We start from the raw sequence: 21,614 nt of genomic DNA on the forward strand, positions 1-21,614 counted from the left end.
GTCCCACCAGCGCGCGACGATGAGCCAGCCGTGCGGCGGGGTCGTGCGCGCGAGGTCCTCGGACGGCTGGATCGGCGCCGTGCGGATCTCGAGCACGCCGGCCGGCAGGCGCAGGAAGAAGTGCCCGAAGCGCACGCGGCGGAGGTAGGGCAGCAGGTCGGCGACGGGGAAGGGCGGGGTGGTCAGCGAGGCATCGAGCTTGCGCACGGCGCCGTAGATCAGACTGCCGTCGGTGCGCAGGACCCAGGCGGCGTGGGCGTTGAAGTTCGGCAGGCTGGCGTCGATGTTGAGCGCGGCCCAGGTGCGGTCGGCGGTGTCGACGAAACTGAACATCTCGCCCCAGAACGAATAGTCGTTGGTGAAGTCGCGCAGCGAGCGGCCGGTGAGCTCGAGCAGGCGGTCGTTCAGCTCGCTGCGCTCGGCGGCGGCGCGCTCGAGGTATTCCGCGGCCTCGCGCTGCTGGAATTGCCGCAGCAGTCCCACGCTGAGGGCGAACACGGCGAGGAGGAGGCAGAGGAGCGCGGCGAGCCGGGTTTGCGTGTTCATCCTGTTGGTCAAACGAGGAACTAGGGGGATTCACCCGGTCCAGCAACAAAACAGCGCGGCACCGGCCATTCGGCCCCGGCGGGAGAAAGCTCTTGACTCGCCGGGACGATTTTGGGTCTGTCGGCGTTTCCAAATTTCAAACCGTCATGGCCAATACCAAGTCCGCTATCAAAGCCGCGCGCAAATCGCTCCGTAACGCGGCGCGCAACAAGACCGTCAAGACCCGCCTGAAGACCCTCGCCAAGGCCGTGGCCGCCGCCGCCAACGATCCCGAGAAGGCCCGCGCCGCCGCGATCGCCTACAGCTCGGCGCTCGACAAGGCCGTGAAGAGCGACGTCATCCACCGCAACACCGCCTCGCACCACAAGTCGCAGGTCGCGAAATACATCTTCGCCAAGAAGTGAGCGGTCGCTGACGCGACAGACTTTCCCACCCCGCGCGCCGCCGGCCGCGGGGTTTTCTTTGGCCGCCGGCGGGCGGGGCGCAGGACGCCGGTCGCGCCGGCCGGCTACCAGCCGGCGAACTTGCTCATCTGCGCCGCGCGCGCGTCGCCGCTCGTGATCTCGCGCCACTGGTCGACGCCGAACGGCATGCCGGCGTCGAGGTTTTCCAGCGACTCGTCGTAGTGGAAATCGGCCTGGCCGGTGAGCGTGATGGTGTTGCCGACGGCGCCGCCGTAGATGTCGCCGTTGCCGTTGATCGTGATGTCGGCGTTGGGCGCGTAGAGTGCGGCGCGGAGCGCGCCGTTGCCGGCGATCTGGATGCGCTGGCCGCCGGCGCGGGTGTTGGTGCCGTAGATCAGGCAGGTGCTGGGGCGGGTGTTGGGGTTGGCGAGGCCGTTGCCGGCGATGAGCATGTCGCCCTCGGCGTAGACGGTCAGGCTCGAGTTGGCGGCGAGGACGATGCTGGCCTGGCCGGTGACGTCGAGGGCGCGCGTGCCCGTGCCGCCGGTGAGCACGAGCGTGACGTCGCCGTAGATCGTGAGCGTCTGCCGGCCGCTGAGCGAGAGGTTCGGGCAGCGCCACTTCGTCGCCTGGCCGGCGGTGCCGAGCGCGGCGGGCAGCGCGGCCAGCCAGGTGCCGTCGGTGGGGGCGGTCACGTCGGGGAAGTTCGCCGAGAAATCCGTGGCGACGCGCGCCGGGTCGATCGCCACGTCGGCCGGCGTGTCGCGGCCGCGGATCGAGCCGTTGTCGCCGACGACGGGTTCGGGGCCGCCGGTGTAGACATAGCCATAGACGTCGGCCTGGTTGACGAGGACCTTGCGCGTCTCGACCGACACGCTGGCGACGCTGCCGCGGTCGTTGCGCGTCGCGGGGCCGTAGGCGACGGGGGCGGTGGACGGGTCGTTGTCGGGGTCGGAGTTCCAGCTGTCGACCGAGGCGCGGTTGCCGGCGAAGGTCACGCTGTCCTTCGCCATCAGGCCGGCGCTGAAGCGCGAGCGCCGGCGGAGCGTGACCTCGACCATCTTCGTCACCGCGGCCCCGCCGGTCGCCTCGACGGTCGAGAGCGCGACCACGCTCGGGCGCGCGCTGCCGCTGGGCGCGTAGTTGTCGACGTAGACCTGCACGCGCCCGCTGGCGCTGCCGAGGTCGAAGCCGGTGAACCGCCGCTTCGCCGTGCCGCTCGCGAGCGTCCAGTCGTCCCAGGCGCCGCCGGCGCCGGCGTTGGCCTGGTTGAACGACCACAGCGCCTCCTCCGCGCCGGCCTCGGCGAGGTTGAACGCCGCCGCCTGCTGGAAGCCGCGCTGCGCCATGCGCGCGGAATGGAGGTTGAGGTTGACGTAGCTGGTGAGTCCGAGGGCGAGCACCGCCATGATCAGCAGCGTCACGATCAGCACGGCGCCGCGCTCGCGCGGACGGGCGCGGGCGGAGGCGGGGCGGGGAGTGGGGCGGCGGGCGGGCATCAGTTGCTGACGCGCTTGTTGCGCAGGATGTAGCGGGCGGAGCTGATCGACTGGTCCGTCGCGGCGATGGCGCCGCTGGTGCGCTGGGCGCGCAGGACGATCTGGAGCTGTTTCGTCTCGGTGTCGTTCGCGGCGACGTTGCCCGTGCCCGAGGCGGTCTCGAGCTTGTAGCGCTTGAAGGTGAAATCGGACGCCAGCTGGCGGATCAGCGCGGTGCGCGGCGCGGTCGAGGCGGCGTCGCCGACGACGCGGTAGAAGGCCTGGTAGGTCGCGCTGCGCGGGTCGGGGTCGTAGGCGTAGGTGACCGTCGTCGCGGGCGAGCCGGCCGGCAGCGTGAACGTGACGCTCTGCGCGCTGTTCCAGCGCATGTCGCGGGCGAGGCGCGCCTCCTCGGCGAAGGTCTCCAGCCCGCGCCGCACCTCGGCCTCGAGCTCGCTCAGGCCGCTGGTGCGGAAGCCGGTGCGGCCGAGGAACACGAAGGAGCTCAGCACCGCCGCGAGCACGAACGCGCTCAGCGCCGAGGCGATGAGCACCTCGGCGAGCGTGAAGCCGGCGCGCGGGCGGCGCGCGTCAATGGGCCGTGCTGATGTAGTCATTGAGTCCGTTCCGGCCGTAGCGGGTGACGAGTTTCGCCGTCTGGGGGCGGCCGTCGCTGCCGCGCCACTCGGCGGTGAGCGTGATTTCCTTCATGTCGGCCTTCGGCGCCGTGATGCGGCGCGTGCAGGTGAACGCGCTCGCGCCGCTCGCGGCCGAGTCGGGCGTGAAGGTCGCGGTGCCGGAGAGCGCGTCGAGCTGCGTCCAGCTCTTCAGCCGCAGCTGTTCCATCTCCGTCTGCAGGACCTGGGTGGCGAGCGCGAGCTGGCGCGTGCGGTCCAGGGCGCGCAGGCCGCTCTGCATGGCGCTGATCGCGCTGACGATGCCGAAGACGAGCACGAGCGAGGCGACCATCACCTCGGCCAGGGTGAACGCGCGCGCGGCGCGCTGGAGGCGCGGCGCCCTCATACCGCGCCCTCCCGGGGTGGCAGGTGCAGGCGCACGGTGGTGCCGCCGCCCTCCTCGGATTCGATCCGCAGCGTGGCGCCCATCTCGCGGGCCCGCGTGGTGAGGTTCACCAGCCCGCGTCCCGTGCCCATGCGCTGCACCGGATCGAAGCCGCGGCCGTTGTCGATGACCTCGAGCGTGGCGCCGCCCGCGCCGGCGGCGTGCAGGCGGATGAGGATGCGCGAGGCGCGGCCGTGCCGCAGCGCGTTGCTCAGGCTTTCGCGCACGATCTGGAGGGCGTGGATCTCGACCACGTTCGTGAGCTGCGCCGCGACGGCGTCGTCGAGCTCGAGCGTGAACTCGACCGGCCAGAGCTCGTGCATCGTCGCGGTGAGCGCGCGCACGGCGTCGGTGAAGCGCTGGCGCTTTTCCGGCGGCTCGGGCTCGAGGTCGCTGATGTAGCTGCGGACGGTGCGGATCGTCTCGTTGAGATTCGTCATGCAGTGCCGGATGCGGCCCTCGGCGCCGAAGGGGTCGGCGCTCAGCTGGCCGCGCACCGCCTCCAGCCCGAGCCCCGCGGCGTAGATCGACTGGATGACGTGGTCGTGCAGGTCGCGCGCGAGCCGCGCGCGCAGCTCGATCGAGTGGCGGAGGTTCTCCTGGCTCTCGCGCAACGCCACCTCGGTGCGCTGGCGCTCCGCGATTTCGACCTGGAGGGCGTTGCGGTCGGCGTGGGCGGTCTCGACCAGCTGCGCGATCGGGGCGAACTCGTCCGCGCGGCCGAGCAGGGAGCGATCGCGGCGGGGTCCCGGTGGCGCAGGCTGTCGCCGATCAGCGCGAGGGGCGCGAGCACCCAGTGCCGCACCGCGAGGCCGACGGCGACGAGCAGTGCCGCGCCGAACGCCACGAAGAGCAGCGCGACCGGCCACGGGCTCGCCGCGTCGTCCGCTTCCGCCGGCCAGGGGCGTTCGAGCACCAGCTGGCGGATGGTGCGGCCGTCGAGGTCGGCGAGCATGCGCCGCGCGTGGAGCTGGGGCGCGCCGCGCGGCTCGTCGAACGCGACCGTCGGCGCCTCAAGCCGCGCCTGGGCCTCCGCCAGCCCGCCGAGGTGCTGCAGCCAGGCCTCGGTCCAGCGGCGCCCGACGATGATCCAGCCGCCGCTCTCGTCCCCCGCGCCGACCGGGGCGGCGCGGAACTGCCAGAGGGCGTCGCCCTCGGGCGCGAAGAAATTCAGCCGGCGGCCCGCCCGCTCGGCGGCGGCCAGGCGATCGCCGCCGGGGAGCGGCGGCGGGACGGCGGCGCGGTCGCGCTGCGCCAGGTGCACCAGCCGGCCGTCGGTGCGCACCAGCCACACCGCGTCGAAATTCCGGTCAGCGAGCGCGGCGTTCACGTTGGCCCGCAGCCACTCGGGATCGGGGCGGACGAACGCCGCGCGCGTCTCCGGGTCCGCGGCGAGATCGAGCAGCAGCTCCTGCATCGGCCGGTCGGCGATCTCCAGCCAGCGGCCGAGCTGGCGCGCGTCCTCCTGGCGGAGCTGCTGGCGCTGGGTCTCGAGCTGGCGGCGCGCGGCGACGTGGAGCCCGGCCAGCACGGCGACAAACGCGATGCCCAGCCCGCCGAGCACGAGCACGAAACGCCAGCGCACGCTCCGGGGAAAATTGGCGCTGGGAATCGGGTGGGACGAAGGGTGCATTCGGGCCTAAAGCAGCCGCTACTTCCGCCGCGCCGCTTGATCGGTTCAATCGCGATACGGAGAGCGGCGCGGCATTTCCACCAGATTTACCCGCTAGGGCCGTTAGGACATAAACCAAGGCCTGAACGCGGGCCGAACGGTCCCGCGGCCGCCGCGGTGCATCGCGGGTTGCGCTGGCGCCGGGCTCCCGCTCAAGTGCTCGCGTGGCCGAGGTCCCCGACAACGTGCGGCGTCATTTTCTGCCGTGGCAATCGCCCCTGCCGGCGCCGGCCGCGGCCTGGCTCGCGCGCGGGTGGGCCGGCGGCGCGCCACTCGACCTCTCGTGCACGCTCGTGCTCGTGTCCACGCGCCAGGCCGGCCGCCGGCTGCGCGCGGCGCTCGCCGAGCTGGCCGCGACGCACGGACAGGCGGCGTTCCCGCCGCGCGTGCTCACGCCCGAGGCGCTGCTTGCGCCGGAGGCCGCGAGCGACCTCGCGCCGCCGCTGGCGGCGACGCTGGCGTGGGCGCAGGTGCTGGCGGCGCTCGACCTCGAGCGCGTGCGCGCGGTGTTCCCCGTCGACCCGCCGGCGCGCAATTTCTCCTGGGCGCTGCGGCTGGCGGGCGAATTCACGCGCCTGCAGGCGACGCTCGCCGAGGCCGGCCTCACGCTCGACGAGGTCGCGGCGCGCCTGCCGGCGGATTTCCCGGAGCGCGCGCGCTGGCAGCAGCTCGGCCAGCTCGGCCGCGCGCACGCCGCGGCGCTCGCGGAGCGCGGCTGGCGCGAGCCGCAGGCGGCGCGCCGCGCGGCCGCCCGGCACCCGGCGCCGCTGGCGGACGTCGAGCGCATCGTCGTGCTCGCCGTGCCCGATCCGCCGCCGCTCGCGCTCGAGGCGCTGGCGGAGCACGCGCGCACGCGGCCGGTGGACGTGGTGGTGTTCGCGCCCGCGGAGGAGGCGGCGGGCTTCGACGCGTGGGGGCGCCCGCTCGCGGCCGCGTGGCAGGGCCGCGCGGCGCCGTTCGCGGATTTCGCGGGCCAGGTGCATCTCGTGGCCGACGCCTCCGCGCAGGCGGAGAAGCTCGCCGCGCTGGCGGCGAGCTACCCGGCGCCCGACGGCGTGCTCGGGCTCGGCGTGGCCAACCCGGAGATCGCGCCGCTGGCCGCGAACGCGCTGGCGCGCGCGGGCCGCGCGGCCTTCGACCCTGCGGGCGAGCCGCGGCGCGGCACGGGTTTTTATCAGCTGCTGGCCGGCCTCGCGGCCTTCGCGCGCGAGGCGACGTTCGCGCACGTCGCGGCGCTGGCGCGCCAGCCCGAGGTGATGGCCTGGCTGCGCGCCGAGCTCGGCGGCCTGAGCGCGGAGGAATGGCTCCAGGCGCTCGACGCGCTCTGGGCCGAGCACCTGCCGGCGACGCTGGCGCAGGCGCGGGTGCACGCCGGCGGCCCCCTGGCCCGGGCGCTCGCCCGGCTCGACGCGCTGCGCGCCCGGCTGCGCGCGGGCGAGTTCGCGGCGGCGGTCGCGGACGTGCTCGCCGCCCTGTTCGCGGCGCGGAAGCTCGATCGGGCGGCGGAGGCGGACGCAGCGCTGGCGGAGGCCGCCGAGGCGTGGACGGCCGTGCTGCGCGAGTGCGCGGCGGCCGCGCCGGCCTTTCCCGGACTGGAGCGCGCGGCCTGGTGGGAGGTCGCGCTGGCCCGTTTCGGCGCGCAGCGCCGCGAGGACGACAAGCCGGCCGGCGCGCTCGAGCTGCAGGGCTGGCTCGAGCTGCCCTGGGAGGATGCGCCGCACCTCGTCGTCGCCGGCCTGAACGACGGCTTCGTGCCCGAGGCGGTGGCGGGCGACGTGTTCCTGCCCGAGAGCCTGCGCGCGCGGCTCGGGCTGAAGACGAACGCCGCGCGGTTCGCGCGCGACGCCTACCTGCTGCACGCGCTCGTGGCGTCGCGCCGGGCCGGCGGCCGCGTCGACGTGCTGCTGGGCAAGGTTTCGGCGGCCGGCGACCCGCTGAAGCCCTCGCGCCTGCTCCTGCAATGCGCCGACGCCGAGCTGCCCGCGCGCATCGCGCAGCTGTTCCGGCCGCTGGAGACGGAGGCGACGCTGCCGGCGTGGGACCGCGCGTGGCGGCTGCGGCCGCGCCGCGTGCCGGCGCCGGCGCGCGTGTCGGTGACGGCGTTCCGCGCGTATCTCGAGTGTCCGTTCCGCTTCTACCTGCGCCACGCGCTCGGGATGGAGGCGGTCGACCCGGCGAAGACCGAGATGGACGCGTTCGACTTCGGCCGGCTCTGCCACGCCCCGCTGGAGAAGCTGAAGGACGAGCCGTGGCGCGATTGCGCGGACGAGGGCCTGCTGCGCGACATGCTGCTGCGCGAATTCGACGCGGCGGCGGCGCGGAAATTCGGCGCCGAGCTCGCGGTGCCGCTGGTGGCGCAACTCGAGTCGGCCCGCCAGCGCCTGCGGCGCGCGGCGGCGGTGCAGGCGCGCGAGCGCGCGGCGGGTTGGGTGGTGCAGGACGTCGAGCGGAAGTTCACGCTCGAGTTCGAGGGCGTGACGGTGGTGGGCAAGATCGACCGCATCGACCGCCACGAGGCGAGCGGCGCGTGGCGCGTGGTCGACTACAAGACCAGCGACACGGCGAAGACGCCCGCGGCCGCGCACCTGGCCGCGCCGAAGCCGGAGCGTGCGCTGCCGGAGTGGGCCCGCGTCGTCGTCGACGGCCGGGAGCGTGTCTGGACCGATTTGCAGCTGCCGCTCTACCTGCACGCGCTGCCGGGGCTGATCGCCGGGGCGGACGCGCGCGCGGCGTGCGGCTATTTCAACCTGCCCAAGGCGATCGGCGACACCGGCCTCGTGACCTGGGCGGGCTACACGCCCGAGCTGCAGGCGGCGGCGCTGCGCTGCGCGCATGGCGTGCTCGCGGCGGTGCGGGCGGAGCAATTCTGGCCGCCGAACGAGACGATCGATCCGGAGCGCGACGCGTTCGCGGCGCTCTTCCACCGCGGCGTCGCCGCGAGCGTGGCGCGGGAGGTGCAGCCGTGAAGTTCCCGCCGCACGTCATGATCCTCGCCTCGGCGGGCTCGGGGAAGACCTACGCCCTGACCAGCCGCTTCATCGCGCTGCTCGCGGCGGGCGCGGCGCCGGAGCGGATCGTGGCCCTGACGTTCACGCGCAAGGCGGCGGGGAGTTCTTCGACGGCATCCTGCGCAAGCTCGCCGCCGCGGCGGGCGACGAGCGCGAGGCGGCGGCGCTGGCGCGCGCGATCGGCCACCCGGCGCTGCGCGCCGCGGATTTCCTCCGGCTGCTGCGCGGCGTGGCCGACGCGCTGCACCAGCTGCGGCTCGGCACGCTCGACAGCTTCTTCGCGCGCATCGCGCGGGCGTTCCCGTTCGAGCTGGGGCTGGCGGGCGACTTCGAGGTGCTGCAGGCGCACGGCGCGCGCCTGGAGCGGCGCCGCGTGCTGCAGCAGCTCTTCGCCCGCGACGGCGAGCTGGCCGACGCGCAGAAGGATTTCCTCGAGGCGTTCAAGCGCGCGACCTTCGGCACGGAGGAGAAGCAGCTCGGGCTGCGCCTCGACGAGTTCCTCGACGCGCACTACGAGCAGTTCCTCGCCGTGCCCGACGGCGACCGCTGGGGCAACGCCGCCCGCATCTGGCCGGACGGGCAGGCGTGGCGGCGCGACCTGAAGAAGGAGCGCGTGCTGGCCGACCTGCGCCGCTGGCTCGCCGGCGCGGCGATGGAGGACAAGCAGCGCGAGCGCTGGCGGATGCTGGCCGACGAGCTGGAAGCCTGGCAGCCGGGCGCGCCGCTGCCCAAGGCGATGGCCTACGCGCTGCCGAAGCTGATGGAGGCGGGCGCGGCGCTCGCCGCCGGCACCGCCGAGCTCGTGATCGAGCGGAAGAAGCAGCGCATCGACGCGGCCGGCGGCGCGGTGCTGCGCGACGTGCTCTGCGCCGTGGGCGGGGGCGAGCTCGAGCGGCGGCTGGAGACGACCCGCGGCATCCACGCCGTGCTCCGCAGCTACGACGCGCTCTACGACGCGCTGGTGCGGCGCGCGGGCAAGCTGACCTTCGCGGACGTCGAGCGGCTGCTGCGGCCCGAGGACGGGCGCGTGCTGACGCGCGCGGCGGGCGCGGGCGACCGGCTCTTCCTCGACTACCGGCTCGACGCCGAGATCGACCACTGGCTGCTGGACGAATTCCAGGACACGAGCCGCGGGCAGTGGAGCGTGCTGCGCAACCTGATCGACGAGGTCGTGCAGGACGCGGAGGACGCCGGACGTTCTTCTGCGTCGGCGACGTGAAGCAGTCGATTTTCGCGTGGCGCGCGGGCGATCCGCGGCTGATGGGCGAGATCCGCGACCACTACAACCACGGCGGCGACGCGCCGATCGCGACGCTGCCGCTCGACCAGTCGTGGCGGTCGGGGCCGGCGGTCATCGCGATGGTGAACGCCGTGTTCGGTGCCGACGCGACGCTGGCGGAGCTGTTTCCCGGCGCGGCCGCGGCCGAGTGGCGGCGGCAATGGCGTCCGCACACCACCGCCCTGCCGCAGCGCACGGGGCAGGCGGCGCTGCTGCACGCGGAGGACGAGGCGGGGCGGCGCCGGCTGACGCTCGATCTGATCCGCGAGCTGCGCCCGCTGGAGCACGGCCTGAGCTGCGCGGTGCTGGTGCGGCGCAACCGCGAGGCGGCGGAGCTGGCGGACTACCTGCGGCGCGAGGGCGGCCTGCCGGCAGTGGCGGAGTCGGACCTGCGCGTGTGCGCGGACAACCCGCTCGGGGCGGCGCTGCTGGCGCTGTTCCACGCCGCGGCGCATCCGGGCGACCGGCTGGCGTGGGAGCACGTGCAGATGACGCCGCTCGCGGCGGCGCTGGCGGCGGAGGGCGTGGCGACGCCCGACGCGCTCGCGGGGCGCGTGCTGGCGGACGTGCACGCGCACGGATTCGAGCGTGCGGCCGAGCACTGGATGGAGCGCGTCGCGCCGCGGCTGGAAGGCGGGCGGGACTTCACGCGCGAGCGGATGCGGCAGTTCGCGGCGGCGGCGGCGCTGTTCGACGCCGGCGGCAGCCGCGACGTGGACGAGTTCACGGCCTTCATGGAGCGGCACGTCGTGCGCGAGGCGGAGAGCGCGGCGGTGGTGCGCGTGATGACGATCCACAAGTCCAAGGGCCTCGGCTTCGACGTCGTGATCGTGCCCGAGCTCGAGGGCAGCCGCATCGACGAGCCGCGCGGCGGCCTCGCCGTGCAGGTGGACGAGGCGCACGAGCCGGAATGGGTGCTGGAGATGCCGACGAGCCTGTTCGCGCGGAACGACACCGTGCTCGGTGCCTGGCTCGCGCGGGCGGAGCAGGACGCGGCCTACGAGTCGTTCTCGCTGCTCTACGTGGCGATGACGCGGGCGAAGCGCGCCATGTTCGTCATCACCGAGCCGGTGGGCGACTCCGCATCGAGGAACTTTCCCAAGCTGCTCGCCGCGACGCTCGGCGAGGAGGCGAAGCCGATCCGCGTCGGCGCGCTGACGGCGGCGGGGCCGTGGTCGGCTGGCGATCCGGACTGGCATCGTGCGCTCGCGGCGCCCGAGCCGGCGCGGCCGGCCGCGCCGTTGCCGACGATCGCGGCCGCCGCGGCGCCGCGGCGCGTGGCGCGCCGGCCGTCGGGCGAGCGGGCGGGGAGTGGAGCGCGGCGCCCCGGTTCGCGCTGGCCGAGCGCGCGGCCACGACCTTCGGCGCGGCGGTGCACGCCTTGTTTGCGGAGATCGAGTGGTGCGGGCGCGACGAGATCGAGCCGCGCGCCCGGGCCTGGCAGGCGGCGGGGGCGAAGGACGCGGTGATCAGCGAGGTCGTGGGCTGCCTGCGTGCGCCGGGGCTGGCGGAGCTGTGGACACCGGCGGCCGGCGCCGAGGTGTGGCGCGAGCGGGCGTTCGAGGTCGTGCTCGACGACGCCTGGGTGACGGGCGTGTTCGACCGGGTGATCGTGACGCGCTCGCCGGACGGGCGGGCGACGGCGGCGGCGGTTTTCGATTTCAAGACCGACCAGGTCGGCGGCGAGGCGGCCGAGCTGGAGCGCGCGGTCCGGCGGCATGCCGCGCAGTTGCACTCCTACCGGCGCGTCGTGGCGCGCCTGACCGGCTTGCCGGAGCGGGCGGTGGCGGCGGAGGTGGTTTTCACGGCGCTGGCACGGCGTTGTCCGGTGCCGGATGCGAGCTAACTTCGGGCTTTACAGGGGAGGGCGCGGGCCGCACGTTGACCCTTCAAACACCACCTTTTCACCATGGGAAATCTCAAGAAGAAGCGCCGTCTGAAGATGTCGAAGCACAAGCGCCGCAAGCGCCTGAAGGCTAATCGCCACAAGAAGCGCACGTGGCAGAAATAAGCGCGCGCCTCGCGCCGCTGCTGCCGCCAAAGTTCAAACCCGCCGTGTCCGCGGCGGGTTTTTTAGTGTCCTTTCGGCTAGGGTAAATATCTAGTAATCCTTGGTCCTGATAGGTCTATCAGGGGTTTTGGTCTTGAGTAGGCGGAGGGGCGGACGTATCCCACTCACCCCGCCAGATCAGCAACACCTAGCACACACCTGCGCGGTTTACCCGGCCGTATTCCCCGCGCTGTCCTGTCACCTCTCACCCTCTCCCGCACATGTTTGGTAAAAAGACCAAGGGCTTTTGCGTCGACTTCGGCGACCAGGCCATGCTCCTCGCGCGCTTGTCGCAGGAAGAGCCGCCGTTGGTCGTGGAAGAACTCAAGGAGTTCGCCGCCTCCGACGTCGACGGCCTCCAGGCCTACCTGAAGGGGGCCGAGGGCAAGGGGCCGACCGGTTACGCCCACGCGCGCTGCGGCATCTACCCGCCGCGCCGGCTCATCCGGCGGCACACGATGGATTTGAAGCGCGTGAAGGAACCCGCCTACGTGCCGGAGGTGCTCGCGCAGACCTTCCGCGTCGAGGCCGAGAAGTTCACCACGCTGCTCCTCAATCCGGCCGACGGCTCGGAATACGATGCGACCAAAGGCAACCAGAAGGAGGCGCTCTTCTGCGGCATGCCGGCGGAGGACATCATTCTCTGGCAGGACAAGATGCTCGAGCTGGGGGTTTACCCCGAACGCCTCGAGCTCGGCACCGTCGCCACGCTCGGCGCGCTGGTCAGCCACCAGAAGTTCAAGCAGTCCAAGACCCCGCTGCTGCTGCTGGAGATGGGCGACGAGGCCACGCAGTGCTTCATTCTCACCGCCGACGGGGTCGACATCTCGCGGCCGATCGCTTCCGGCGTCTCGGCGATGATCCCGGTCGTGCAGAAGGAGCTCGGCCTCAAGGACGAGGAGTCGGCCAAGAAGCTCTTTTACTCGAACACCTTCGATTTCACGAGCATGGGCGGCGCGCTGATCAAGAAGCTCCTGAAGGAGCTCCAGTCCTCGATCGGCTTCTACGAAGTCCAGACCGGCCAGTCCATCGGCGCCGTCCTCTGCACGCAGCTTCCGCCCAGCCTGGCGTGGCTCAGCCCGACGATCGCGGGCGCGCTCGGCGTCTCGCCCTTCAAGGCCGAACTGCTCCCCTGGGCGCAGTCGCTCGGTCTCACCCTCGCCCCGGGCGTCACGTTCCCGGGCCCCGATGAACGCTGGCTCGGCCTCTTCGGCCTGATGGCCTCCTACAACCATGGCTCTGTCGCTGCTGAACAAAAAGGCTGACGCCGCGCCGGCGGCCGCGCCGCTGTGGCACCCGAATTTCCGCAACTTCGAACGGTTGCCGGACACGAAGGTCGTGCGCACGACCTTCTTCATCAACGCCGGCGGCATCGCCACCGCGGTGTTGCTGCTGTCCTTCGTGGGCTGGCGCGAGTATCAGGCCCACGCCTTCGACGTCCAGCGCGCCGCCGCCGAGGCCGAGATCGCGAAGAACCAGAAGCAGAGCAACGAGGGCCTGCGCCTGACCAAGCTTTTCACCGACGAGGACAAGAAACTCGCCGAGGCCGCCGCCTTCGTGCAGATGCCGATCACGCCGACCGAGCTGCTCACCGTGCTCGGCGCCAGCCTGCCGAAGGAAATCCAGATCGAGGCCATCGACCTCCGCCCGAGCGACCCGACCGCCCCGCGCGTGCTCGTCCGCGGCCTCGCCGCCGGCTCGAAGGACCAGGCCAGCGGCGCCGCCGCCGCCTACGTCGAGACTCTCCGCACCCAGCCGCGCCTCGCCGAGGTTTTCGATGGCGTGAAGCTCAACGCCATCAATCCCGATCCCACCACCGGCGCGCTGCTCTTCGAAATCGAGCTCCGCTACAAAGGAAAGGGCCCGAAGAAATGACCGGCGCCGACCTGCTCGCCCTGATCAAGAAACAGCCCGTCGCCTTCGCCTGCGGCGTCCTCTGCGTGTTGTGCGCCGTCGCGTTCTACTTCCGCATGGACGCGATCGACGAGGCCCGCGCCGCCTTCGAAGCCAAGGACAAGGAGGCCAAGGCCGTCTCCCAGAACGCCCGCCATACCACCGGCCTCGCCGAGCAGGTCGCCGAGATGCAGGCCGCCGGCAAGCAGATCGAATCGCGCCTCGTCCGCGCCAGCGACCTCGCGAACAACCTCCAGGTTTTCTACCGCCTCGAGACCGAGACCGGCGTCAAGCTGATCGACGCGCGCCAGAACCCGCTGCCCACGCCGAAGCAGAACGCGCCCAAGACCCTCTACGTCCCCGTCTCCTTCAGCCTCACGCTGCACGGCAACTACGCCCAGATCTGGTCGTTCCTCCGCCGCCTCGAGACCGGCCCGCATTTCGCGCGCTTCGATCGCCTCGCCCTCGCCAAGGTCGAGCTCGGCGCCAAGGACGCCGTGCCCGACCTCATGAGCGCCGTGTTCACCGTCGAACTCCTCGGCACGCCATGAAGACGCTCCGCCTCGCCGCCCCGCTCGCCCTGCTCGCCGCCGCGGCCCTCGCCGCCGACGTGCCGCCCGTCGTCGCGCCCACCGCGCGCACCGCGAGCCTCGGCACCGCGCAGAAACTCCTCGCCCCCCGCGAGGCCGCTGCGCCGGCCAACCTCGTTGACCCCTTCCACTCCGAGGCCTTCGCGACCGCCGCCGCCACCAGCGGCACCGCCGCCGTCGGCAACCCGGCCGCCGCGTCGACCGCGGGCGCCGCCGGGGCCGGCACCGCCAGCGCCCCGCGCCCCGCCGGCCCGCGCACCACGCGCGACATCCTCCAGACCATCGGCGACGCCCTCCGCCCCGGTGGCTTCATCGTCATGGGCGGCCAGCCCTCGCTCTCCTTCGGTCAAAAGCGGGTCAAACCCGGTGGCACTCTGACAATTACCTTTGAAGGCGCGGAATACACCGTAGAGGTCACCAAGATCGATCACGTCAACTTCACGCTCCGTCTGAACAACGAAGAATACACCCGGCCCATCAAGAAATGAGGACCCACCCCATGCGCACACGCCCTGTCGTCTCCGCCGCCCTCGCCCTCACGCTGCTCGGCACTGTCACCGCGCAGAACAAGCCGGCCACGCCGCCCGCCGCCGCTCCCGCCGACCAGCCCGCCGCCACCGTCGCCGGCGCCCAGCCCACGCAGCACAGCGTGTCGCGCGACAAGGACACGCTCTCCGTCGACTTTCCCGACGAGGACATCAAGACCATCCTCCGCAACGTCGCCGACCTCTTCGAGCTCAACCTCGTCGTGCCCGACACGCTCGTCGGCAAGACCTCGATCAAGCTCCGCGACGTCACCTGGCGCCAGATCTTCGAGACCGTCCTCTCGCCGGCGAACTACACCTACGTCGAGGAGGGCAACATCGTGAAGGTCGTCAGCCGCGAGTCGCTGATGCAGGAGCCCGTCTCCACCGAGGTGTTCATTCTCAACAACGCGAAGGCGTTCGACATCAAGCCCACCGTCGACGGCCTGGTCGACGCCGCGCAGGGCGGCAAGATCCTCATCGACGCCCGCTCCAACGCCCTCGTCATCACCACCCAGCCCTCGCGCATGACGCGCATCCGCGCCATCATCGAGAAACTCGACAAGGCCACCGACCAGGTGATGATCGAGTCGAAGTTCGTCGAGGTCAGCGACAGCGACATCCGCAACATCGGCGTGAACTGGGCGTCGCTGGGCTCGGGCGTGAACCTGAGTGCGAGCAAGTTGACCAACACTTTCCAGCGCAGTCGCGGCCAGGATTACAGCCAGGGCAGCACCAACAACGGCACCACCCAGAACGGCACGCAGACCACCAACAGCACCACCAACACGACGGGGAACGACACGCTGGCAAAGACCGACAACGTCAATCAGCAGGGCAGCACGGTGACCTACACCGCAATCCCGAATGGCTCTGGAACGGGATCGTTTGCCACGGGAACGGTCAATCTTCCGGGTGGTTCAATCTCCGGAATGCCGAGCTCCGTGAACGCCAATATTTCGCCGTCTAACTACACGCCGGCCTCGGGCACCAGCCCGGCCTCGTTCACCGCTCCCGTTACCATCAACAACACCGTGACGAACACGGCGCAGAACACCGTTACGACCACCACCGGGGCCAGCACCAACAACGGCACGATCGCGACCAACTCGGTCAGCGACACGGTGACAAATCTCCTTGGGCTGACCAATACCGGCGGCACCTCCCGTCTCGCCACCGCGGTGTTCTCCGCCTCCGACTTCAACATCATCGTCTCGGCCCTCAAGACGCAGAACAACACGAAGGTCATTTCCAATCCGACCATCGTCACGCTCAACAACACCGAGGCCTTCATCAACATCGGCTCCGAATACCCGATTCCGAGCTACACCTACAACTCGGAGCGCGGCACGTTCGAGGTCTCCGGTTTCCAATACAAGCCGATCGGCGTGATTCTCAAAGTCACCCCGCAGGTCAACGCCCAGGGCACCATCCGCATGGCGATCGAGCCGGAGATCAGCAGCTCCAACCGTCAGACGACCTTCGGCGGCGCCGGCGGCGCCTCGATCCCGATCATCGACACGCGCAAGGTGAAGACGCAGGTCTCGCTCAAGGACGGCTACACCGCCGGCATCGGCGGCCTCATGTCCGCGACCAAGGCCCACGGCAGCACCAAGGTGCCCGTGCTCGGCAGCATTCCGGTGCTCGGCCGCCTGTTCTCCTCCAAGAGCGTGAACGACGTCACCACGAATCTGCTGATCTTCATCACGGCCAAGACCGTCGCCGCCGACGGCGCCGATCCCGCGCAGGTGTTCAACGCCGCCGCCCTCGAGGCCGCCGGCGAGACGCCCGCCCCCAAGGCCAAGTAAGCCGCGCTGAGCGCGACCGCTTTCCCGGCCGTCCCGCCTTCGCGGGACGGCCTTTTTTTCACCACCACCCGTGCACGAAGCCCTGCGCGTATTTGACCGCGAACACGCCCAGGTTCTTCGCCAGGTGCGCGGCGATGCACGGCAGCAGCGAGCGGCTGGGATTCAGCCTCCAGAACCGCACCGTGTAGAACCACAGCGAGCTGGCGAAGACCGCGGCCGTGCTGAACCACGCCTTCGCGCCGAAATGCGCCTGCAGCGCGCCGTCGCGCCATTCCCAGAGGAACGGATGCAGCCCGGCGAAGAGGAGCGATGCGCCGACGATGCCGGCGACCAGCGCCGCGCGGCCGCGGTGCTCGATCACGAGGAAGCCGCGGAAGATCAGCTCCTCGCCGAACGCCGCCGCCAGCGTGTAGAGGCCGAAGAGCGCGGTGATGGAGCTTTGCTGCGCCGTCAGCCCCAGGGCGCTTTCGCCCGCGGTCTCGAGCGCCAGCAGGGCGAGCGCGCCCAGCGCGGCCAGCGCGATGGCGCCGCGTCCGGCCGCCGTGGCGCCGGGCAGGGCGCGCGGAGGCGGGGCGCCCCGGCGCGCGGCCCGGTAGTCGTCGAGCCACAGTTGGGCGACATAGCCCGTGGCGCCGAGCAATCCGAGGAGCAGCAGGGGGTGGTCCTGACCCATGTTTGAACGAAACGTGATTGCCGCCATCACTGGCAAGACTGACGGAGCTTTTTGTTAGCCTTTCGGACGCCCGTTCCTAGCGTCACCGGCGATGTCCGGTCCCGCGCCCCACACCGTCTTTGCCGAGAACGATCCCGCCGCCGTCTTCGCGCGCCTCGCGCCGCAGATGGCCGCGCTCGATGCGTTCATGCAGGAACAGGTGGCGGGTTTCGAGCCCGAGATCCGCGAGATGGCGGCCTACTGCCTGGAGACCTCCGGCAAGCGCCTGCGGCCCACGCTGGTCTTCATCTCCGGCTGGCAAGGAGACGGCGTGATCGGCCGCGACCTCGTGCGCGCCGCCGGCGTGGTGGAGATGGTGCACCTCGCGACCCTCGTGCACGACGACATCATGGACCAGGCCGACGTGCGCCGCAGCCGTCCGACCGCGTCGCGCAAGTTCGGCCCCGATGCCGCGGTGCTGCTCGGCGACGCCCTCTTCTCGCAGGCGCTGCACGTCGCCTCGCAGTTTCCCACCACCGACGTCTGCCGCGCGGTGTCGGAGTCGACGCGCAAGGTTTGCTCCGGCGAGATCATGCAGACGCTGCACCGCCGCGACATGGGGGTGACGCTGGCGGACTACTACCGCGTGATCGACCTGAAGACCGCCGAGCTTTTCCGCGTGTCGTGCTACCTCGGCGCGCAGCTGTCGGGCAACGGCAGCGCGTTCGTGGCCGCGGCCAATGACTACGGCCGCCACCTCGGCATCGCCTACCAGATTTACGACGACCTCGTGGACTTCCTCGGCGAGGAGAAGCGCATCGGCAAGACGCTCGGCACCGACCTCGCCAGCGGCAAGCTGACGCTGCCCCTCATGCTGTTGCTCGAGAAGCTCCCCGCCGCCGAGCGCGCCGAGGTGATCGGCGCCATGCAGGCCGGCCAGCCCCTGCCGTTGGGCGTCAGCGTGGAGCGCATGCGCGCCCTCGGCATCGCCGCCGGCGTCGTGGGCGCCGTGGAGGAGGAACTGGCCCGCGCCCTCTCGGTCCTTATGCCTTACGGGGACCTCGCCCCCGTGCCTCTGATGCGGCAATTGAGCGGCCTGTTGAAGGGCCAGATCGCCGCCTTGCAGGCCCCGACCAAGCCGTAATTCGCCGTTGCCCTCGGACGGCCCAAACCCGACCTTACACCTCCCGATGAACTTCTCGAAGGTCTTCTCCAAGACCCTCGTGACCTCCCCTGAGCGCCAGCAGGAGGCGGATGCGGATTTTGAGGTGGTGAAACGGGTCCAGGCGGGCGACGTGGCGGCGTTCGACGTCCTGATTCGTAAATACCGCGAGCGGCTCTTCGGCGTGGTTTACAACCTGACCTCCAACCGCGAGGACACCGCCGATCTCGTCCAGGACGCCTTCATCAAGGCCTTCCAGTCGATCAATCGCTTCCAAGGCCAGTCGTCGTTCTTCACCTGGCTCTACAAGATCGCGGTCAACACGACGCTAAGTCATTTGCGTAAGAATAAATTGCGCACTTTCTTCAGCCTTGAAAAGGTCCAGGAGGACGGCGCTTCCACCGAGATCCTGAACCAGTTGACCGACACTTCCGGCGCCGATCGCGACGCCTACCTGAAGGAGCTGCAGGAGAAATTGAACGAAGCGCTGCAAAAACTGTCTATCAAGCATCGCACCGTCATCACCTTGTTCGAAATCGATGGACTCAGCCACGCCGAGATTGCCGAAGTCATGGACTGCTCTGAAGGCACCGTCCGCTCGCGGCTGCACTACGCGAAACAGTTCCTCCAAGGTGAATTGAGCAAATACCTCCGCTGACCGCATGTCGCAACGCCCGTCCAACTCCAAAGTCACCGTCGAGGATCTGCTGCGTCTGAAGCGCGCCGAGCGCCCCGATGCGGAGTTTTGGCACAAGTTCGAAGTCGAGCTGCGGCAGAAGCAGCTCGCCGCGCTCGTCGAGCGCCGCCCCTGGTGGCAGAGCCTTCCGCTGCTGCTCAACCGCCGCGTCTACCTGCCGGTCGGCGCCACGGCCGTCCTGACTTTCACGCTCGTCTCGCTCCGCTACTACACGCCCACACCGGTCGCGAACGTCGCCCCGGTCGAGCCCGCGCGCGAGGCCGCCGTCGCCTCCGCGACGGTCGAACCGCGCCACGACATCGTCGCCGCGGTCGAAGCGAGCCAGCCGCGCGCGGCCAACCTCGCCGAAGCCGACGAGGCGCCGGTCACCGCCCAAGTCCAGCTTTCCGACCGCCTGCCCGCGCAGAACGAGCTCGTGCCGTGGAGTGCGCCGCGCGCCGAGGAGACGCCCTCCGCCCGCTCGATCGCGGCCAACCTGGCCCGGCTCGAGGAATCGGAGCCCGATCTCGCCCACGCCTTGCTCAACCGCGTCGCGGCCGCGCCGGTCGACGCGCAGGACTCCGCCGAATTCGCCGGCGTCGCCGCCGTCGCCTCGCGCCGCAACCGCCTGCTCGCCGCGATGAGCGACCGCCAGTTCACGCCCGATCCGTCCGCTCCGGAAGTCGTCCGCGAGCGTCTCGTGCGCCGTCTGGGCGACGCCGATTACGGCAACGGCTGGACCCGCGTCGGCCTGAAGGCCGACCGCGTCTCGCTCAAATTCTGAGCGCCCGCCGCCGCGCTTCCTTTCCCTGGCCCGCCTCGGCGGGCCTTTTCTTTGCGCCGCGCCGCGGCCCACCTAGCTTTCGCCGGATGAGAACCGAACGCGACTCGATGGGCGAGATGGCCGTGCCGGACGACGCTCTCTACGGGGCCTCCACCCAGCGCGCCGTGCTCAACTTTCCCGTCAGCGGCCGTCCGCTGCCCGAGGCCTTCATCCGCGCGCTCGGCCTCGTGAAATGGGCCTGCGCCCGCGCCAACGCCGACCTCGGCCTGCTCCCGCCCGACAAGGCGCGCGCCATCGAGCAGGTCGCGCTCGAAATCGCCGATGGCCAGCTCACGCGCCATTTCCCGATCGACGTCTTCCAGACCGGTTCCGCCACCTCGACGAACATGAACGCCAACGAGGTGATCGCCAACCGCGCCAGCCAGCTTGCCGGCCAGCCGATCGGCGCGAAGAAGCCGCTGCACCCGAACGACGACGTCAACCTCGGCCAGTCCTCCAACGACGTCATCCCGACGGTCCTGCATGTCTCCGTCGCGCTGGCGCTGCAGCGCGACCTCGCACCCGCCCTCGACGCGCTCGCCGCCGAGCTCGATCGCAAAGCCGCGGCGTGGTCGCACGTCGTGAAGATCGGCCGCACGCACCTGATGGACGCCACGCCGCTGACGCTCGGCCAGGAGTTCTCCGGCTACGCCACGCAGGCGCACAAGGCCGCCGAGCGTGCGCGCCGCGCGGTGGCGGTGCTGGGCGAGCTCGCGATCGGCGGCACCGCCGTCGGCACCGGCCTGAACACGCATGTCGAGTTCGGTGCGCGCGTCGCCCGGCTGCTCAACGCGCGCACCGGCCTCGCGTTCCGCGAGGCGCAGAACCACTTCGAGGCGCAAGGGGCGCGCGACGACTGCGTCGAGGCCGCCGGCCAGCTCGCCGCCATCGCCGCGGCACTGACCAAAATCGCGAACGATCTTCGCCTCCTCGGCTCCGGCCCGCGCGCCGGCCTCGCCGAGATCAAGCTCCCCGCGACGCAGCCGGGCTCGTCGATCATGCCGGGCAAGGTCAACCCGGTGATGAGCGAGATGCTGGTGCAGGTCTGCCTCTACACGCAGGGCCTCACCCAGACGATCCAGCTCGCCGGCCGCGACGGCCACTTCGAGCTGAACGTTACGCTGCCGCTCATGGCGCATTGCTTCCACGAGGCGATCAGCTGCCTCGCGCACGCGACGCGCACGTTCACGGAAAAGTGCGTCGCGGGCCTCGAGGCCGATCCGGCGCGCTGCCGCGAGCTCGTCGACCGCTCGCTCATGCTCGTGACCGCGCTCAACCCGCACCTCGGCTACGACGCCGCCGCGGCGATCGCGAAGGAGGCCTACGCCAGCGGGCGCACGCTGCGCGAACTCGTGCTCGAAAAGAAGCTGATGGACGCCGCGGCGCTCGACCGCGCGCTCGATCCGCTCGCGATGACGCAGCCCGGGGCGAGTTCGCCGGGAGCGGGCGGCGGCTGATTTCATGGCCATCCACCAAGCCACCCTCACGATCCGCACGCCCGGGCCGGGCACGCACGAGATCACGGAAGAAGTCGCCCGCGAGCTGGGCCGCAGCGGCCTGCAGCGCGGCGTCGCCACGATCTTCTGCCAGCACACCAGCGCGAGCCTCGTGATCATGGAGAACGCCGACCCGTCCGCGCGCCGCGACCTGGAGGCGTGGCTCAACCGTCTCGTGCCGGAAAACGACCGGCACTTCACGCACACGCTCGAGGGCGCGGACGACATGCCCAGCCACATCAAGATGGCCCTCACGCGCACGAGCGAGCAGGTGCCGTTCGCCGACGGCCAGTTGCTGCTCGGCACGTGGCAGGGCGTTTTCCTCTGGGAACACCGCCGCGCGCCGCACTCGCGGCGCGTGCTCGTGACGTTCGTGGGCGAGTGAGCGGATGCTTGACCCGCGCGCTTTGCGCGACTGACTTGGCGGCGGATGTCATTCCCGGAGATTGTCTGACCTGCCACTGGCTGAGCACCGGCCGCGTTTCGCGGCG

At 71.1% G+C, this 21,614-nt stretch carries 22 protein-coding genes and 2 pseudogenes; 17 read left to right on the top strand and 7 right to left on the bottom strand.

The genetic code is table 11. The annotated features are described in order from the left end of the window. Window positions 1–9: 9 nt before the first annotated feature. Window positions 10–546, bottom strand: a pseudogene (locus ACMYLB_RS04815) (CHASE4 domain-containing protein); the annotation flags it as partial. Between the two features lie 146 nt (window positions 547–692). On the opposite strand from ACMYLB_RS04815, the gene rpsT reads away from it, so the two are divergent. Further along, entirely contained in the window at window positions 693–950 is a 258-nt protein-coding gene (gene rpsT, locus ACMYLB_RS04820) for a 30S ribosomal protein S20 (RefSeq protein ID WP_415909826.1), read from the top strand. Window positions 951–1,054: 104 nt separating this feature from the next. Here the strand turns inward: rpsT and ACMYLB_RS04825 are convergent, their stop codons facing one another. From ACMYLB_RS04825 to ACMYLB_RS04845, 5 genes are read right to left on the bottom strand one after another with little or no spacing between them, the layout of a single operon-like run. Further along, window positions 1,055–2,449 carry a PilX N-terminal domain-containing pilus assembly protein gene (locus ACMYLB_RS04825; RefSeq protein ID WP_415909827.1) on the bottom strand — a complete coding sequence of 465 codons (1,395 nt, stop codon included), beginning with the start codon at window positions 2,447–2,449 and terminating at the stop codon, window positions 1,055–1,057. Then, a complete protein-coding gene (locus tag ACMYLB_RS04830; protein ID WP_415909828.1) occupies window positions 2,449–3,045 on the bottom strand; it encodes a type II secretion system protein J in 597 nt (198 codons plus the stop codon). Before ACMYLB_RS04830 ends, ACMYLB_RS04825 begins: the two co-directional genes overlap by 1 nt. Next, the gene (locus tag ACMYLB_RS04835) at window positions 3,020–3,451 is read right to left on the bottom strand and encodes a type IV pilus modification PilV family protein (protein WP_415909829.1); all 432 of its coding nucleotides are present in this window, start codon (window positions 3,449–3,451) and stop codon (window positions 3,020–3,022) included. The genes ACMYLB_RS04830 and ACMYLB_RS04835 overlap by 26 nt, the downstream gene beginning before the upstream one ends. Then, window positions 3,448–4,071: a sensor histidine kinase gene (locus ACMYLB_RS04840; RefSeq protein WP_415911037.1), complete on the bottom strand. Its 624-nt coding sequence runs from the start codon at window positions 4,069–4,071 to the stop codon at window positions 3,448–3,450. Before ACMYLB_RS04840 ends, ACMYLB_RS04835 begins: the two co-directional genes overlap by 4 nt. After that, window positions 3,972–5,075, bottom strand: coding sequence for a CHASE4 domain-containing protein (locus ACMYLB_RS04845; RefSeq protein WP_415909830.1), 1,104 nt, complete (start codon window positions 5,073–5,075; stop codon window positions 3,972–3,974). The genes ACMYLB_RS04840 and ACMYLB_RS04845 overlap by 100 nt, the downstream gene beginning before the upstream one ends. Window positions 5,076–5,326: 251 nt before the next feature. On the opposite strand from ACMYLB_RS04845, the gene ACMYLB_RS04850 reads away from it, so the two are divergent. From ACMYLB_RS04850 to ACMYLB_RS04900, 11 genes and pseudogenes are all read left to right on the top strand, one after another. Beyond that, on the top strand, window positions 5,327–8,128 hold the full coding sequence (locus ACMYLB_RS04850; RefSeq protein WP_415909831.1) for a PD-(D/E)XK nuclease family protein: 2,802 nt from the start codon (window positions 5,327–5,329) through the stop codon (window positions 8,126–8,128). Window positions 8,129–8,145: 17 nt separating this feature from the next. Continuing rightward, window positions 8,146–8,211: pseudogene (locus ACMYLB_RS04855) on the top strand (UvrD-helicase domain-containing protein); the annotation flags it as partial. Between the two features lie 188 nt (window positions 8,212–8,399). Continuing rightward, window positions 8,400–9,389 (top strand): hypothetical protein, encoded by a 990-nt coding sequence (locus ACMYLB_RS04860; protein ID WP_415911161.1) that lies wholly within the window; start codon window positions 8,400–8,402, stop codon window positions 9,387–9,389. Then, complete coding sequence (locus ACMYLB_RS04865; protein WP_415909832.1) at window positions 9,386–10,918, top strand: 3'-5' exonuclease; 1,533 nt, start codon at window positions 9,386–9,388, stop codon at window positions 10,916–10,918. The genes ACMYLB_RS04860 and ACMYLB_RS04865 overlap by 4 nt, the downstream gene beginning before the upstream one ends. Next, window positions 10,915–11,295 carry a PD-(D/E)XK nuclease family protein gene (locus ACMYLB_RS04870; RefSeq protein WP_415909833.1) on the top strand — a complete coding sequence of 127 codons (381 nt, stop codon included), beginning with the start codon at window positions 10,915–10,917 and terminating at the stop codon, window positions 11,293–11,295. The genes ACMYLB_RS04865 and ACMYLB_RS04870 overlap by 4 nt, the downstream gene beginning before the upstream one ends. 63 nt (window positions 11,296–11,358) lie before the next feature. Further along, a complete protein-coding gene (locus ACMYLB_RS04875) occupies window positions 11,359–11,460 on the top strand; it encodes an AURKAIP1/COX24 domain-containing protein (RefSeq protein WP_083270211.1) in 102 nt (33 codons plus the stop codon). A gap of 260 nt (window positions 11,461–11,720) precedes the next feature. Beyond that, window positions 11,721–12,764: a hypothetical protein gene (locus ACMYLB_RS04880; protein ID WP_415909834.1), complete on the top strand. Its 1,044-nt coding sequence runs from the start codon at window positions 11,721–11,723 to the stop codon at window positions 12,762–12,764. After that, window positions 12,733–13,374 (top strand): hypothetical protein, encoded by a 642-nt coding sequence (locus ACMYLB_RS04885; protein ID WP_415909835.1) that lies wholly within the window; start codon window positions 12,733–12,735, stop codon window positions 13,372–13,374. The genes ACMYLB_RS04880 and ACMYLB_RS04885 overlap by 32 nt, the downstream gene beginning before the upstream one ends. Beyond that, window positions 13,371–13,943, top strand: a complete 573-nt coding sequence (locus ACMYLB_RS04890; protein WP_415909836.1) for a hypothetical protein — start codon at window positions 13,371–13,373, stop codon at window positions 13,941–13,943. The genes ACMYLB_RS04885 and ACMYLB_RS04890 overlap by 4 nt, the downstream gene beginning before the upstream one ends. Continuing rightward, window positions 13,940–14,470: a hypothetical protein gene (locus tag ACMYLB_RS04895; protein ID WP_415909837.1), complete on the top strand. Its 531-nt coding sequence runs from the start codon at window positions 13,940–13,942 to the stop codon at window positions 14,468–14,470. Before ACMYLB_RS04890 ends, ACMYLB_RS04895 begins: the two co-directional genes overlap by 4 nt. 11 nt (window positions 14,471–14,481) lie before the next feature. Further along, entirely contained in the window at window positions 14,482–16,314 is a 1,833-nt protein-coding gene (locus tag ACMYLB_RS04900; protein ID WP_415909838.1) for a type II secretion system protein GspD, read from the top strand. A gap of 58 nt (window positions 16,315–16,372) precedes the next feature. Here the strand turns inward: ACMYLB_RS04900 and ACMYLB_RS04905 are convergent, their stop codons facing one another. Next, window positions 16,373–16,987: a lysostaphin resistance A-like protein gene (locus ACMYLB_RS04905; protein WP_415909839.1), complete on the bottom strand. Its 615-nt coding sequence runs from the start codon at window positions 16,985–16,987 to the stop codon at window positions 16,373–16,375. A gap of 91 nt (window positions 16,988–17,078) precedes the next feature. On the opposite strand from ACMYLB_RS04905, the gene ACMYLB_RS04910 reads away from it, so the two are divergent. The 5 genes from ACMYLB_RS04910 to ACMYLB_RS04930 all read left to right on the top strand — a co-directional run bounded on the left by ACMYLB_RS04910 (window position 17,079) and on the right by ACMYLB_RS04930 (window position 21,508). Then, complete coding sequence (locus ACMYLB_RS04910; protein ID WP_415909840.1) at window positions 17,079–18,110, top strand: polyprenyl synthetase family protein; 1,032 nt, start codon at window positions 17,079–17,081, stop codon at window positions 18,108–18,110. A 46-nt stretch (window positions 18,111–18,156) separates the two neighbouring features. Next, the gene (locus tag ACMYLB_RS04915) at window positions 18,157–18,786 is read left to right on the top strand and encodes a sigma-70 family RNA polymerase sigma factor (protein WP_415909841.1); all 630 of its coding nucleotides are present in this window, start codon (window positions 18,157–18,159) and stop codon (window positions 18,784–18,786) included. A gap of 4 nt (window positions 18,787–18,790) precedes the next feature. Further along, window positions 18,791–19,588: a hypothetical protein gene (locus tag ACMYLB_RS04920; RefSeq protein WP_415909842.1), complete on the top strand. Its 798-nt coding sequence runs from the start codon at window positions 18,791–18,793 to the stop codon at window positions 19,586–19,588. Between the two features lie 86 nt (window positions 19,589–19,674). Next, window positions 19,675–21,084 carry a class II fumarate hydratase gene (locus ACMYLB_RS04925; protein WP_415909843.1) on the top strand — a complete coding sequence of 470 codons (1,410 nt, stop codon included), beginning with the start codon at window positions 19,675–19,677 and terminating at the stop codon, window positions 21,082–21,084. A 4-nt stretch (window positions 21,085–21,088) separates the two neighbouring features. Then, the gene (locus tag ACMYLB_RS04930; protein ID WP_415909844.1) at window positions 21,089–21,508 is read left to right on the top strand and encodes a secondary thiamine-phosphate synthase enzyme YjbQ; all 420 of its coding nucleotides are present in this window, start codon (window positions 21,089–21,091) and stop codon (window positions 21,506–21,508) included. The last annotated feature ends 106 nt before the right edge of the window (window positions 21,509–21,614 follow it).

The organism is Oleiharenicola sp. Vm1 (assembly GCF_047777955.1).
GTDB lineage: Bacteria > Verrucomicrobiota > Verrucomicrobiia > Opitutales > Opitutaceae > Didemnitutus.